Annotated in this window: 11 protein-coding genes; 7 read left to right on the top strand and 4 right to left on the bottom strand. The window is 75.3% G+C overall.

Going from position 1 to position 13,923, the window contains the following annotated elements:
* Positions 1–91: 91 nt before the first annotated feature.
* Together ACFY07_RS04525 and ACFY07_RS04530 are read right to left on the bottom strand one after the other, a co-directional pair.
* A complete protein-coding gene (locus tag ACFY07_RS04525) occupies positions 92–2,023 on the bottom strand; it encodes a cellulase family glycosylhydrolase (RefSeq protein ID WP_390867334.1) in 1,932 nt (643 codons plus the stop codon).
* Between the two features lie 522 nt (positions 2,024–2,545).
* Positions 2,546–3,658: a LacI family DNA-binding transcriptional regulator gene (locus tag ACFY07_RS04530; RefSeq protein WP_390867335.1), complete on the bottom strand. Its 1,113-nt coding sequence runs from the start codon at positions 3,656–3,658 to the stop codon at positions 2,546–2,548.
* Positions 3,659–4,160: 502 nt separating this feature from the next.
* Here ACFY07_RS04530 and ACFY07_RS04535 point away from each other — a divergent pair.
* The 6 genes from ACFY07_RS04535 to ACFY07_RS04560 all read left to right on the top strand — a co-directional run bounded on the left by ACFY07_RS04535 (position 4,161) and on the right by ACFY07_RS04560 (position 11,691).
* Entirely contained in the window at positions 4,161–5,852 is a 1,692-nt protein-coding gene (locus ACFY07_RS04535) for an ABC transporter substrate-binding protein (RefSeq protein WP_390867336.1), read from the top strand.
* Positions 5,853–5,934: 82 nt separating this feature from the next.
* The gene (locus ACFY07_RS04540) at positions 5,935–6,918 is read left to right on the top strand and encodes an ABC transporter permease (RefSeq protein ID WP_390867337.1); all 984 of its coding nucleotides are present in this window, start codon (positions 5,935–5,937) and stop codon (positions 6,916–6,918) included.
* A complete protein-coding gene (locus ACFY07_RS04545) occupies positions 6,915–7,946 on the top strand; it encodes an ABC transporter permease (protein ID WP_390867338.1) in 1,032 nt (343 codons plus the stop codon). Before ACFY07_RS04540 ends, ACFY07_RS04545 begins: the two co-directional genes overlap by 4 nt.
* On the top strand, positions 7,943–9,181 hold the full coding sequence (locus tag ACFY07_RS04550; protein ID WP_390867339.1) for an ABC transporter ATP-binding protein: 1,239 nt from the start codon (positions 7,943–7,945) through the stop codon (positions 9,179–9,181). The genes ACFY07_RS04545 and ACFY07_RS04550 overlap by 4 nt, the downstream gene beginning before the upstream one ends.
* A complete protein-coding gene (locus ACFY07_RS04555) occupies positions 9,178–10,239 on the top strand; it encodes an ABC transporter ATP-binding protein (protein WP_390867340.1) in 1,062 nt (353 codons plus the stop codon). Before ACFY07_RS04550 ends, ACFY07_RS04555 begins: the two co-directional genes overlap by 4 nt.
* Positions 10,240–10,680: 441 nt before the next feature.
* Positions 10,681–11,691 (top strand): LacI family DNA-binding transcriptional regulator, encoded by a 1,011-nt coding sequence (locus ACFY07_RS04560; protein ID WP_390867341.1) that lies wholly within the window; start codon positions 10,681–10,683, stop codon positions 11,689–11,691.
* A 96-nt stretch (positions 11,692–11,787) separates the two neighbouring features.
* Here ACFY07_RS04560 and ACFY07_RS04565 read toward each other — a convergent pair whose 3' ends face one another.
* Together ACFY07_RS04565 and ACFY07_RS04570 are read right to left on the bottom strand one after the other, a co-directional pair.
* Positions 11,788–12,492 carry a lysoplasmalogenase gene (locus ACFY07_RS04565; protein WP_390867342.1) on the bottom strand — a complete coding sequence of 235 codons (705 nt, stop codon included), beginning with the start codon at positions 12,490–12,492 and terminating at the stop codon, positions 11,788–11,790.
* Positions 12,489–13,376, bottom strand: coding sequence for a sterol desaturase family protein (locus ACFY07_RS04570; protein WP_390867343.1), 888 nt, complete (start codon positions 13,374–13,376; stop codon positions 12,489–12,491). Before ACFY07_RS04570 ends, ACFY07_RS04565 begins: the two co-directional genes overlap by 4 nt.
* A gap of 238 nt (positions 13,377–13,614) precedes the next feature.
* On the opposite strand from ACFY07_RS04570, the gene ACFY07_RS04575 reads away from it, so the two are divergent.
* Positions 13,615–13,848, top strand: coding sequence for a YkvA family protein (locus tag ACFY07_RS04575; RefSeq protein WP_390867344.1), 234 nt, complete (start codon positions 13,615–13,617; stop codon positions 13,846–13,848).
* Positions 13,849–13,923 lie beyond the last annotated feature (75 nt).

The raw sequence follows: 13,923 nt of genomic DNA on the forward strand, positions 1-13,923 counted from the left end.
GGTGCGGTGCGGGCGGCGGCGCGGGCCCGATCGTACGGGCACGGCACCGCCCGCCCGGCGGGGGCCGGGCCTGCGGGGCGGGCTGCGCGGCTCAGGCCGTGCGCAGCTCCAGCACCCGGACCCCGTACGCGGGCAGGGTCACCGCGTCCACGGCGGCGCCGTCGAGGTCGTGCAGGGTGCCGTTCCCGACGGCCGGCTTGACGGTCAGCTCCTCGACCCCCTGGCTGACCAGCCAGACGAAGGTGCGGCCGTCCTCGTGCACCAGCCGGTCGACGGCGACCCGCGGGTCGGCGACGGCCACGGGCCGCCGCACGCCCGCGTACGCGCCCAGGGCGTCGTACAGCACGGCGGTGTCCTCGGGGTTGACCCGCGGCGTCACCGCCGCCATGTGCTCCAGGGGGTAGGTGCACAGCACGGTCGCGCCCTCGCCGACCCGGCGCAGCAGCAGCGCGGGGCGGCCGCGGCCGTCCACCGCGAGGACCTCGGCGCCGTCGGGCTCCACGGGGAGGAAGACCCGGCTGTCGGGGGTGCCGGCGGCCCTGAAGGCCAGCTTCGCGCCCTCCGGGAGGCTGCCGAAGGCCCGGGTGAAGGTGAGGACCACCTCGTCGTCCTCGATCGGGTCCACCAGGCCGTACTCCAGCTGGTGCCGCACCCCGAACAGCTCGTCGAGGTGGGCGTACCAGGGGCCGCGCTGCTCGTCGTGGGCGCCGGGGCAGTAGGAGACGTACACGGTGGCGCCGGCCCGGGCGCGGTCCTCCAGCGCGTACCAGGTGGGGGAGAGCAGCTGCTTGGCGGAGGGCACCAGGTACAGCCGGGCGTCGTCGGCCAGGCCGTCGCTCTCGCGGGTGACGGCGGGGGCGAGGTCGGCGAGCCGGCCCGCCACCCACGCCTGGCGGGCGGCGCTGTAGACGTGGTCGCCGTCCTCCTCGCGGGTGAAGGGGTAGGGGGTGTCCAGGTAGGAGGAGACGACCAGGGCGGTGTCGCTGTCCGGCCGGGAGGTGTGCCCGAAGCCCACCCGCTCCAGCACCTCCGTGAACTCCTTGAACTCCCGCAGCTGCGGCTTGGGCCGCCCGTGCCGGTCGACGAGGCCGAAGTGCATCTCGAAGGCGTGGTGCGAGTACGGGGGCTGGTGGCGCAGGTCGTCGTAGTCGGTGTTGTTCCAGGCGATCCATCCGGTGGCGCCGGCCAGCAGCGTGTTGTGCAGCACCTGCCGGTAGTAGCGGGCGGCCCTGTCGCCGGAGACGAAGTCGGAGCTGACGCCGAACTCCTCCAGCACCACCGGCCGGCCGAAGGTGCCGGTCAGCTCGCAGACCCAGGCGGCCGCGTGGTGCTGGCGGACCGGGTCGTCCTCCATGCGGTAGACGTGCGGGCCGAGGAAGTCGCAGATCTCGGCGGAGTGCCGCACGGAGAAGCCGTTCTCGTGCCCGGTGTTCTCCCTGCCCCAGGCGCCGTCGCCCAGCGAGACCGGCTGGGTGCCGCCGGCGGCGCGCACGGCGTCGACGACGATCTGGGCCCAGGAGGAGACGGACTCGCGGTCGCGGGTGGCCTCGCCGTAGATCGGCATCTCGTTGGAGACCAGCCAGCCGGCGACCGCCGGGTGGTCCTTGAACCGGCGGACCATCTCGCCGGCGAACCAGGCCTGACGGGCCACCATCCACACGTCGGTGTAGAGGTCGCGGCCGCCCCGCCAGGAGGGGTCCCAGTTCTCGCCGGACATGTGGCCGACGATGAAGGTGGGGATGGTGGACATGCCGAGCGCCCGGTGGCGGTCCAGGAAGTCGGCGAAGTGCGCGCACTTCTCCTCGTCGACGGTGTGGGGCGTGGGCATGAAGTCCGGCCAGTAGTAGAAGGACCGGGTCACGTTCATGCCGTGGTCGCGCAGCGCGAGCAGCTCCTCCTCGACGACCTGCGGGTCGTAGGAGCGCCACATCAGCGGGCCGCCGGTGCGGGACCAGTAGTTGGCGCCGAGCCAGGTGACCGGGTTTCCGTCGGCGTCGGTGAGCCGGGCGGAGTTGCGCAGCATGGGCGGGGTCTCCTTCGGACGTGTGCGGACGTGCACGGGCACGTGTGCGGGCGGGTGCGGGCGGGTGCGGGTGCGGGTGCGGCCGGGGCACGGTGCGGTGCCGGGCGGGGGTGCCGGGTGCGGGGGTGCGGGGTGCGGCCCGGCCGTGCCCGCCGTTCCCGGACGTCCGGGGGCGTCCGGGGGCGTGCGGGGCAGGTCTGCCGGGCGGAGCCGTGCCGGGCGGTCCCGCCCCGGCGGAGCGGGCGGGCGGGTGCGCGGGCCGGGGTGTGCCGACTGCGGGGTGCACGGGCCGCCGGGGCCCGGTGCCGCCGGGCAGGGGTCGGGGGCGGGGGTCGGAGGGTCGGGGGCGCGCGGTGCGGGGCACCGCATCGGCCGCCGCCGTGCGGCACGGCGGGCGGGCGTCCCGGACGGGCCCGTTGCGGACGGGCGGCCCCGCGGGCAGCAGCACGATGCAAGCACTGCACCGGTTTAGTGTCAACCCTTCAGGTGTATTTGCGGGGGCGGGCCGTAAACCGGTTTACATCACAGCTCTGCAACGGTCTGCCGCTGCCCGGGTCCGGGCGCGTTCGCGCCCTGCGCGCCGCCCCCGGCCGCGGGGACCGCGGCGGCCCCCGCGGTGGCGGCGACGGGGGCCGGCCCCGTGGAACCGCGCAGGACCAGCCGGGCCGCCTCGTCCTCCAGGTCCGCCACCCGGGCGCCCCCGGCCGCCGCGCGCAGCATGCGGGCCGCGCGGCCCCCGTGGGCGGCGACGTCGCGGCTGAGCGCCGTCAGCGGCGGGTGCACCAGTTCGCAGAGCGCCGAGTCGCCCCACCCCACCACGGAGACGTCCTGCGGCACCCGCAGGCCCATCGCCTGGGCCGCCGTCAGTCCCGACACGGCGGTCAGGTCGCTGTCGAAGAGGATCGCCGTCGGCGGGTCCGGCCTGGTCAGCAGGGTGCGGGCCGCCGCGGCGCCCTCGTCCGCGCTGTAGTCGGTGGCCACCGTCGCGCACTCCATGCCGAGCTCCGGGGCCAGTCGCGCGACCGCCGCCGAGCGGATCTCGGTGTGCCGCAGGCGGGCGGGCCCGCAGACCCGCCCCACGCGCCGGTGCCCCAGCGCCGCCAGGTGCCGCAGGGCGGTGCCGGCCGCCGCCGCGTCGTCGCTCCACGCGGCGGGCAGCCGTCCGGTCCCGACGGGCGCGCCGATCACCACCGTGGGCATGCCCAGCTCCTCCAGGACGGGCACCCGGGCGTCCTCCAGCTGCACGTCCACCAGGAAGACGCCGTCCACCCGGCGCTGCGCCCACCAGGAGCGGTAGGTGGCGATCTCGGCCCGCTGGTCCTCGGCCACGGTGAACAGCAGCGGCGTGCCGTCGGCGGACAGCTCGGCCTGGATCCCGGAGATCAGCTGCATGAAGAACGGCTCCAGGCCCAGCATGCGGGCGGGCCGGTCGACGACGAGGCCGAAGGCGCCGGCCCGGCCGTCGGAGAGGGCGCGGGCGGCGCTGTTGGGCTGCCAGCCCAGCTCGTCGGCGATGGCGAGGATGCGGCGGCGGGTGGGGTCGGAGACCCCCGGTCTGCCGTTGAGGGCGAAGGAGACGGCGGCCTTGGTCACACCTGCACGGCGGGCGATGTCCGCCATGGTCGGACGCTTCACGTGGGCTCCAGGAGGGCGCGGGGTGCCGCACGCGCTGCGGTGCGGGAATTCCGGCGGGAGGGAAAAACCGGTTCAGCGGTGCGGATGCGCGGCAGTGTAGTGACGGACCCGGCGGGTGGCGAGGAATTGTTCCCGCGCCATTGACACCGCGTTGCACGCGCTCTAATTTTTCGGCCACGACGCACCGTCGCGGACCCGCGGGGCCCTGCTGCGGTGCCGCGTCCCCGGACGTGCCGATGCGCGGCCGGGAGACCGTCGCCTGCTCCGGGCCGGTGGTGTGCGGACCCCGCCGGCCGGCCGCGCACCACCCGCGCGACCACCCGTGCCACCCCTTCGTGCCGACGCGCAGCACCACCCCCGCCCGACCCAGGCCCCCACGGGTGCCGGACAACGTTGTCACCTCGCCACGGCGTCCGGACCGGCGGTCCCGGCGCCCTGGCCGGCACCGCCCGCACCCCGCCCCGACGGCCGTCCCGCCCGCCCACCGATCCAAGGGGAACCGATGAACGTCATGAGACCGGCCGCCCGGCGCCTCCTCGCCGCCGGCGCCGTGCTGTCCCTCGCCGTCTCCACCGCCGCCTGCAGCAGCGGCTCCTCCGGGAAGGACAGCCCGGCCGCGACCGGCGTGCTCACGGTCACCACCGGGTCCACCGGCAACTTCACCGAGAACTTCAACCCGTTCTCGCCGAACGCCCTCCAGGCGACCCACGGCATGATCTACGAGCCGCTCTTCCTCTTCAACCAGGCCAAGGCCGGCGACGTCCAGCCGTGGCTCGGGAAGTCCTACGCCTGGTCGGACGGCGGGAGGACGCTCACGGTCAAGCTCCGCACCGACGCGACCTGGAACGACGGCAAGCCGTTCACCGCCAGGGACGTCGCCTTCACCTTCGGCCTCGCGCTGAAGAACAAGGACTTCAACAGCTTCGCCCTGCCGCTCGCCTCCGTCGCCGCCAAGGGCGACGACACGGTGGTGCTGACGTTCTCCGAGTCGGCCTACACCAAGGAGTTCTTCATCCTGGGCAAGCAGGACCAGCTGCCCGAGCACGTCTGGGCGTCCATCCCCGACGACCGGAAGAAGACCGTCCTCAACAAGAACCCCGTCGGCACCGGCGCCTGGAAGGTCAGAAAGGTCGCCGGCATGTCGATGGACCTCCAGGCCCGCACGGACTACTACGTCAAGGGCCTGCCGAAGATCAAGACCCTGCGCTACCTCTCCTTCTCCGGCAACAACGGCTCCAACGCCGCGGTCACCTCCGGGAAGATCGACTGGGCCGGCAGCTTCATCCCGGACATCGAGAAGAACTACCTGGCGAAGAACCCCGGGTTCGACCTGGTCAACATCCCGCTGGCCGTCACCTACCTCGTCCCCAACGTCAGGTCCGGCCCCACCGCCGACGTCAACGTCCGCAAGGCGGTCAGCGCCGCCCTCGACCGCGACTTCATGTCGAAGACCGTCTACAACGGGCAGGCCGGCCCCACCAACCCGATGGCCCTGCTCACGCCGAACTTCGAGTCCGTCCTCGACCCCTCCCTCAAGGACGCGGCGTTCGACACCCCCGACAAGGCCGAGGGCTACCTCAAGGCGGCCGGCTACACCAAGGGCGGCGACGGCTTCTACGCGAAGGACGGCAAGAAGCTCACCATCACCCTGGAGACCGTCGCCGGCTGGACCGACTACATCAGCGTCGCCCAGATGGCCAAGCAGCAGCTGGCCAAGGTCGGCATCGACCTGGAGGTCCGCGCCGAGGCGTACGCGCAGTGGGGCGCCAACCAGTCCGCGGGCAAGTTCCAGATGCTGCTCAGCAACTACGGCTACACGCCCGTCCCCTACGCCTACTACGACCAGCTCCTCGACAGCCGGATCGCGCCCAGGGACGGGCAGAACAGCACGGTCGGCAACTACGGCGGCTACTCCAACCCCGCGGTCGACAAGGCGCTCGACGCCATCGCCGCCACCCCCGACCTGGAGAAGCAGAAGCCGTACTTCCACCAGATCCAGCAGGCGTTCGTGAAGGACATGCCGCTCATCCCGCTCTTCAACTCCCAGAACGAGCAGGAGTTCGACGGCAACGACGTCACCGGCTACCCGACCAAGGACGACCCCTACGCCGGCGCCGCGATCTGGCTGGCCCCCGACAGCGGCTGGGTCGCCGCCCGGATCTCCCCCGTGGCCGGGAACGCGGGCAAGAAGTAGCCGCCCCGGCGCCGCCGGGCGGGGGCCCACCCGCCCCGCCCGGCGGCCCCCGGCCGCCGACCACGGCAAGGAGCCCCGTGCCATGCGGTACATCCTCAGAAAACTCGGGTTCTACCTGATCGCCGCCTGGATGGCGGTCACCCTCAACTTCGCCCTCCCCCGCCTCATCCCGGGCGACCCGGTCCAGCTCATCATGGCCCGCCAGTCCCAGCTCGGACCGGTGCCGCCGGGGGAGAAGGAGGCGCTGGAGAAGATGCTGGGCCTCGGCCACGGCAGCATCCTCAGCCAGTACGGCGACTACCTCGCCTCCATCGCCCGGCTCAGGTTCGGACTCTCCGTCACCTACTTCCCCACCCCCGTCGCCGACATCCTGCGCTCCTCCGTGCTGTGGACCGTGGTCCTCGTCGGCACCGCCACGGTGATCAGCGTCGTCATCGGCCTCACCCTCGGCACCCTCGCCGGCTGGAGGCGGGGCACCTGGCTGGACTCCCTCGTCCCCGCCACCACCTTCCTCGCCGCGGTGCCCTACTTCTGGGTGGCGCTGCTGCTGATCTACCTCTTCACCCAGGTCTGGCCGGTCTTCCCCGACCAGTTCAGCTACGACCCCGGCCTCGACATCGGCTGGTCCGGGGAGTTCGCCTCCTCCGCGCTGCGCCACGCGATCCTGCCCGCCCTCACCATCGTCGTCAGCTCGGTGGGCGGCTGGATGCTCGGCATGCGCAACATGATGGTCTCCACCCTCTACGAGGACTACGTCTCCGCCGCCGAGGCCAAGGGCCTGCGCCCCCGCACCGTCATGCTCGGCTACGCCGCCCGCAACGCCGTGCTGCCCTCGGTCGCCGGCTTCGCCATCTCGCTCGGCTTCGTCATCAGCGGCTCCCTGGTCATGGAGATGGTCTTCTCCTACCAGGGCATCGGCTACCAGCTCCTCCAGGCCGTCACCAACAGCGACTACCCCCTGATGCAGGCGATCTTCCTCGCCATCACCTTCACCGTGCTGTCCGCCAACTTCCTGGTGGACGTCCTGTACGGCTTCGTCGACCCGCGGACAAGGCTCGCCCGATGACCACCGCCGACATCACCTCCGCCGACGCCACCCACGCCCCCGTCCCCGCTGCGGCGCTCCCGCCCGCGCCCTCCGGCGGCGGCCCCGGCGCCCGCCTCGCCGCCGCCTGGCGCACCGTCCGCCGCTCCCGGCGGCTCTCCGCCGGCCTCGCGCTGATCGCCCTCTTCCTGCTGACCGCCGCCGTCGGCCCGTTCCTCGCCACCGACCCGCAGGGCTTCGGCACCGACCTCTCCCAGCCCCCCTCCGGCGCCCACTGGCTGGGCACCACCCAGACCGGCCAGGACGTCTTCGACCAGCTCATGGTCTCGACCCGCACCTCGCTGCTGATCGGCTTCGCCGCCGCGCTCGCCGCCACCGCCATCTCGGTCGTCATCGGCATCGGCGGCGGCTTCCTCGGCGGCTGGTCCGACGAGGCGCTCTCGCTGCTCAGCAACGTCTTCCTGGTGATCCCCGGTCTGCCCCTGGTGATCGTCATCTCCTCGTACACCAAGGGCGGCAGCCTGCTCGCCACCATCGGCGTCATCGCCGTCACCAGCTGGGCCGCCTCCGCCCGCGTGCTGCGCGCCCAGACCCTCTCGCTGCGCACCCGCGACTACGTCCTCGCCGCCCGCCTCTACGGCGAGCGGCGGTGGCGGATCGTGCTGGTGGAGATCCTGCCGAACGAGGCGGCGATCATCGTCTCCCAGTTCATCTTCGCCGTCATCTTCGCCATCCTCACCCAGGCCGGCCTCGCCTTCCTCGGCCTGCAGAACCCCTCCGACCTGACCTGGGGCAACATGCTCTACTTCGCCCAGAACGCGGACGCGCTCTCCGGCGGCGCGTGGTGGTGGTTCGTCCCGCCGGGCCTGTGCATCGCCGTCTTCGGCGCCGCCATGTCGCTGGTCAGCTTCGGCCTCGACGAGGTCCTCGACCCCCGGCTCCGCGTGTACCGCCCCGCCCGGCGCGGCCGCGCCGGACGGCAGCGGACCGCACCCCGGCGGACCGCACCCCAGCAGCAGGCAGCCCGGCGACAGGAGGCCGACCGGTGAACGCCCCCGCCACCGCCCCCGCCGGACCCGGCAGCCCCGCCGGTCCGGACGGCCCGGACGGTCGCGACGTCGTCCTGCGCGCCCGCGACGTCCGCGTCGAGTACGACGGCGAGCGCCCCACCCGCGCCGTCCGCGGCGTCTCCTTCGAACTGCGCCGCGGCGAGGTCCTCGGCATCGCCGGCGAGAGCGGCTGCGGCAAGTCCACCCTCGCCTACGCCGTCACCCGCATGCTGAAAGCGCCCGCCCGGATGACCGGCGGCAGCCTCTCCTTCCGCACCCGCGAGGGCGAGGAGCTCGACCTGCTCGCCCTGGACGAGGAGGGGCTGCGGACCTTCCGCTGGAGCCGGCTCTCCCTGGTCTTCCAGAGCGCCATGAACGCCCTCAACCCCGTCACCACCGTCGGCCGCCAGTTCGCCGACGTCTTCCGCGCCCACCGCCCCGGCATGGGCCCCGAGGAGCGCGACCGGCGCGCCCGCGAGCTGCTGGAGATGGTCGGCATCGACGCCGATCGGTTCCGCAGCCACCCCCACGAGCTCTCCGGCGGCATGCGCCAGCGCGTCGTCATCGCCATGGCCCTCGCCCTGGAGCCCGACGTCGTCATCATGGACGAGCCCACCACCGCCCTCGACGTGGTGGTGCAGCGGGAGATCCTCGACGAGGTCGAGCGGCTCCGCGCCGAACTCGGCTTCAGCGTCGTCCTCATCACCCACGACCTCGGCCTGCTGCTGGAGATCAGCGACCGGCTGGCCGTCATGTACGCGGGCGAGGTCGTCGAGTACGCGCCCGCCGAGCAGCTCGCCGGCGGCGCCGCCCACCCTTACACCCAGGGCCTGCTGCGCTCCTTCCCCGACCTGGCCGGCGAGCGGCGCGAACTGCGGGGCATCCCCGGCTCGCCGCCCGACCTGCGCGGCGACCTCGCGGGCTGCGCCTTCGCCGACCGCTGCGAGCACGCCTTCGAGCCCTGCCGCACCACCGCGCCGCGCCTGCTGGACCTCGGCCGCGCGGCCGGGCCCTGGTCCGCCGCCTGCCACCTCCACGACCCCGCCCACCGGCCGCCGGCCGGGGCGCCCGCCCGGCCCGGCGCACCCGCGCCGTCCGACGTCCCCGCGCCGTCCGGCACCCCCGTACCGGCCGGGACGCCCGAGCCCGCCCCCGCCGCCCCCGCCGCCCCCGCCGCCCCCGCCGCCCCCGCCGCCCCCGGCGGCGGCCCGACCACGGAAGGGCGGCAGCCGTGACCGCACTCGACGTCCGCGACCTCACCGTCGCCTACCCGCAGGCCCACGGAAGGCCCTTCCGCGCCGTCGAACGGCTCTCCTTCTCCCTGCGCGCCGGCCGCACCCTGGCCCTGGTCGGGGAGAGCGGCAGCGGCAAGTCCAGCGTCCTCAAGGCGCTGTCGCGCCTGGTGCGGCCCGCCGAGGGGAGCATCCTGCTCGACGGGCGGGAGGGCGTGCGCGGCCGGGAGTACCGGCGGGCCGTGCAGATGGTCTTCCAGGACCCCTTCGCCTCGCTCAACCCCTCCCACACCGTCGACCACCACCTGCGCCGCCCGCTGCTCGCCACCGGCCGCGCCCGCCGCGGCGCGGAGGCCGACGAGGCCGTCGCCGCGCTGCTGCGCCAGGTCAACCTCACCCCGGCCGCCGACGTGGCCCGCAAGCGGCCCCACGAGCTCTCCGGCGGCCAGCGCCAGCGCGTCGCCATCGCCCGCGCCCTGGCGCCCGAGCCCGCCGTCCTCCTCGCCGACGAGCCCGTCTCCATGCTGGACGTCTCCATCCGCCTGGAGATCCTCAACCTGCTGGACCGCCTCAAGCGCGAACGCGACCTCGCCCTGCTCTACGTCACCCACGACCTGGCCACGGCCCGGCACTTCTCCTCCGAGATCATGGTGATGTACCGCGGGGAGGTCGTCGAGCGCGGTCCCAGTGACGAGGTCATCCTGGACCCGCGCCACCCCTACACCCGGCTGCTCGCCGCCGCCGCGCCCCGGACCGGCGCGAGCCGCGAGGAGGTCCGCGAGGCGCGGCGGGTGCGGCTGGAGTCCCGCGCCCGGCGGGACGCCGAGCGGCGCGAGGTCGTGGTGGGGGAGGGGTGCCGCTTCCGGCCCCGCTGCCCGTTCGCCATGGACAGCTGCGCCCGGCGGCCGCCCGAGGTGCAGGTCGCGCCGCCCCCCGACGGCGACGGCGGGACGGGCCACCGCGCCCTGTGCTGGCTGTACGCGGACCCCGCCGCCGCGGCCGGTGCGCTGCCCGCGGCGGGAGCGGCCGCCGCCGTGCCGCCGCACCGGGCGGCGCCCTGAGGCCGGGGCCCCGGGACCGGTGTCCCGGGGCCCCGGCGCCCGGTCGGTGCGTCCACCACGCACCGCCCGCCACCGGCGCCCCCGCCGGTGCGCCCCCGCCGGTGCGCCCCCGCCGGTGCGCCCCGGGCGTGCGGGCCGTCCTGCGCCCGGCCCGCACGCCCGGCGGCTGCCCCCTGCGCCGCGCGCCCCTCCGCCGCACACCCGTCCGTGCCGCCCCCTCCCCGGCCGACCCTGCCCCGCCCCCTCCCCGGCCCCCCGCCCCGTCGCCTCCCCGGCCGGTCCCCGCCGCCCCGCGCCGGGCGGTTCCGGGCCGTTCCGGGCGGGCTCCGGGCGGGCGTGCCGCGCGTAGACTGGTCCCCGCACCGTCGGGACCGGCCCCGCCCGACCGGGCCGCGGTGCGCACGGCGGGCCGGAGGGGGTGCGGGGTTGAAGCGTCCGACGATGGCGGACATCGCGCGGCGGGCCGGGCTGACCAAGGGCGCCGTCTCGTTCGCCCTCAACGGCAAGCCCGGCGTGTCGGAGGCGACCCGCCGCCGCGTCCTGGCCATCGCCGAGGAGCTGGGCTGGCAGCCCAACAGCGCCGCCCGCGCCCTGTCCGACGGCCGGGCCGGCGCCTTCGGCCTCGTCGTCGACCGGCCCGCGCCCGCGCTCGGCGTCGAACCGTTCTTCATGCAGCTGATCTCCGGCATCCAGGCCGAGCTGTCCCGCGACGGCGTGGCCCTGCTGTTCACCCTCGCCGAGGACGTCCGCGCCCAGGTCGCCGTGCACCGCGACTGGTGGGCCAGCCGCCGCGTCGACGGGGTCTTCCTCGTCGACGTCCACGTCGGCGACCCCCGGATCGCCGCGCTGGAGGAGCTGCAGCTCCCCGCCGTGGTGATCGGCTCGCCGGTGGCCTCCGGCAGCCTGCCCGCGGTGTGGAACGACGAGGCGGACGGCGTCCGGCTCGCCGTCGAGCACCTGGCGGGCCTGGGGCACCGCTCGGTCGCCCGGGTCAGCGGACCCGCCGACCTGCTCCACACCCGCCAGCGCAGCGCCGCCTTCGACGCCGTCACCGCCGAGCTGGGCCTGCGCGCCACCACGGTCGAGGCCGACTACACCGGCGAGGGCGGGGCCGCCGCCACCCTCGCCCTGCTGGAGGGGCCCGACCGGCACACCGCGGTCCTGTACGACAACGACCTGATGGCGGTCTCCGGCCTCAGTGTTGCCCAGCAGCACGGCTTCCGGGTGCCGGCCGACGTCTCCCTGCTGGCCTGGGACGACTCGCCCCTGTGCGGGGCGGTCCGGCCCGGACTCACCGCGCTGCGCCGCGACATCGCCGCCTACGGCGCGCACGCCGCCCGGCAGCTGTGCGACCTGGTCGCGGGCGAGGAGGTCCGGGACCTCCAGGTGGCACCGCCGGAGCTGGTCCGCCGGGGCAGCACCGCCCCGCTGGAGCGTCCGGCCGCGGCCTGACGCCGCGTCCCCCGACCGGCTCCGGCCCCGACGCCCTCCCCGGCCCGGTCCCGGCCGTTCCCGGTCCCGCCCGCGCGGGGCGGGGGCGGCGCGCCGTCAGACGGGTGCGCCCGCGGCCGGTGCGGTGCGGGGCAGGGGGTCGGCGGGGGCGCCCGGGCGCGGGCGGCCGGCGCGGAGGACGGCGGTCGCGAGGAGGTACTGGGCGGCCAGGTAGGTGGCCATCACCCAGACGTCGTGGCCGGGGAGCAGCGGCCGGTCGGCCATCCGCACCGCGATCAGGGTGTCGGAGAGCAGGAAGAGCGCCCCGCCGAGGCCGGCGCGCGCACCGAGCCCCCCGGAGGCGGCGGCGGTGGCGGTGAGGAGCAGGCTGTACAGGGCGACCGGCGCCCTGAGCACGCCCAGGCCGGACCAGAGCAGGCCGACCGCGGCGGCCCACACGATCGCGTACGCGGCGGCGCGCAGGGCGGCGCGGCGGCGGTCCGCCAGGGCGCCGAGGCGGGTGAGCAGCACCACGGAGCAGACGTGGCCGGCCGCGAAGGCCCCCATCCCCGCCAGGAAGGCGGGGCCGCCCGCCTCCAGCAGCGCGTCGCCCGCCGCCCCGCAGAGCAGGGCCGCGGTGAGCAGCCGGGGGAGCCGGTCGGACGCGGCCGCCGCGTACCCGGCGAGCAGCGGCATCAGGACGGGCTTGGTGGCGAGCTCCAGGCCCCGGACGCCCCCGAGCAGGGCGGCGAGGTGCGCGGCCGCGGCGAGGGCGAACGCGCAGAGCAGGGCGCGGGCGAGGGCCCGGCGGCGGGGCGTCACGCGGCGCTCCCCTCCGGGAGGCCGTCCGCGGGCGCGGCGGGCGCCTCCGGGCGCGGGGACGGCTGCCAGCCCGGCCCCCTGACGACGTGTCCGACCCGGTCGCGCCAGGTGCGCGCGGCGGCGACGTCGCGGGCGATGGCGGCGTACTCGTGGGTGGCCACCCGCAGCGGGTTGTGGGTGGCGATGTTCTTGGTGAGGCCGTACACCGGGCGGACGGTCTCCGGTGCGAAGGTGCCGAACAGCCGGTCCCAGACGATCAGGATCCCGCCGAAGTTGCGGTCCAGGTAGCCCCCCTGGGAGGCGTGGTGGACCCGGTGGTGGGAAGGAGTGTTGAGGACGAGCTCCACCGGCCGGGGAAGCCGGCCGATGCGCTCGGTGTGGATCCAGAACTGGTACACGAGGTTGACGGAGGAGCAGAAGGCGAGGACCGCCGGGTGCACCCCGGCCAGCACCAGCGGCACGTAGAAGACCCATCCGGTGGCGCTGGTCCAGGGCTGGCGCAGCGCGGTGGAGAGGTTGTACCGGCGGCTGGAGTGGTGCACCACGTGGCAGGCCCACAGGATGCGGACCACGTGGTGGCCGCGGTGCGACCAGTAGTAGAAGAAGTCCTGCCCCAGCAGCATCAGCGGTACCGTCCACCACAGCAGGGGAACGCGGAGCGGTGTCGCTGCGTACAGCGCGCTGTAGACGGCCACCACGGGGACCTTCCACAGCGCGTCGAAGAGGAGGCTGCCCAGACCCATGGAGAGGCTGGTCGCGGTGTCCCTGCCGCCGTAGCCCTGCTCGTCGTCGTCCGGGTGGAACCGGTAGGAGGCCATCTCCAGGACGGTGAGCAGCAGGAAGGCGGGCACGGACCAGAGCACCACGTCGGGCAGGTTCGGCATGTCGGGCACCATAGGTCAGCGGTGGCGCGGGGGGAAGAGGTTGCCACCCACGCGCAGGGGCGCGGTGGAGCGGCACCGCACGGACGGAAGGAGAGACCGGTGGCGGCAGGCAGGGGGAGGCGTCGTCCCGGCGCCCGCGAGGCGTGGGAGCTGTACGGCGAGACGCGGCGCCCGGGGGCGCCCGGACTGGGCGCGCGGATCGGCGCGGCGCCGCGGATGCTGCGGGCGGCGGTGCGCGGTGCGCGGTGCGTACCCGCACCTGCCGCGCGGCCGGGCCCTGCTGTACGTGCTGCTGACGGCCGCCTACGTGGCCTCGCCGGTGGACGCGATCCCGGACGTCTTCCCCGTGATCGGCTGGACCGACGACGCGGGCGTGCTGATGTGGGCGCTGCGCGGCATGGTCCGCGAGTCCGGCCGCTTCGTGGAGTGGGAGCGTGCGGGCGGGCCGCCCGCGGTGGGCCGCGGGCGCTGAGCCGGACGCCGGACCGGACGCCGGACCGGACGCCGGACCGGACTCCCGACCGGACGCTGAGCCGGTGCGATCATC

Source organism: Streptomyces sp. NPDC001380, assembly GCF_042895785.1.
Taxonomy (GTDB): Bacteria; Actinomycetota; Actinomycetes; order Streptomycetales; family Streptomycetaceae; genus Peterkaempfera.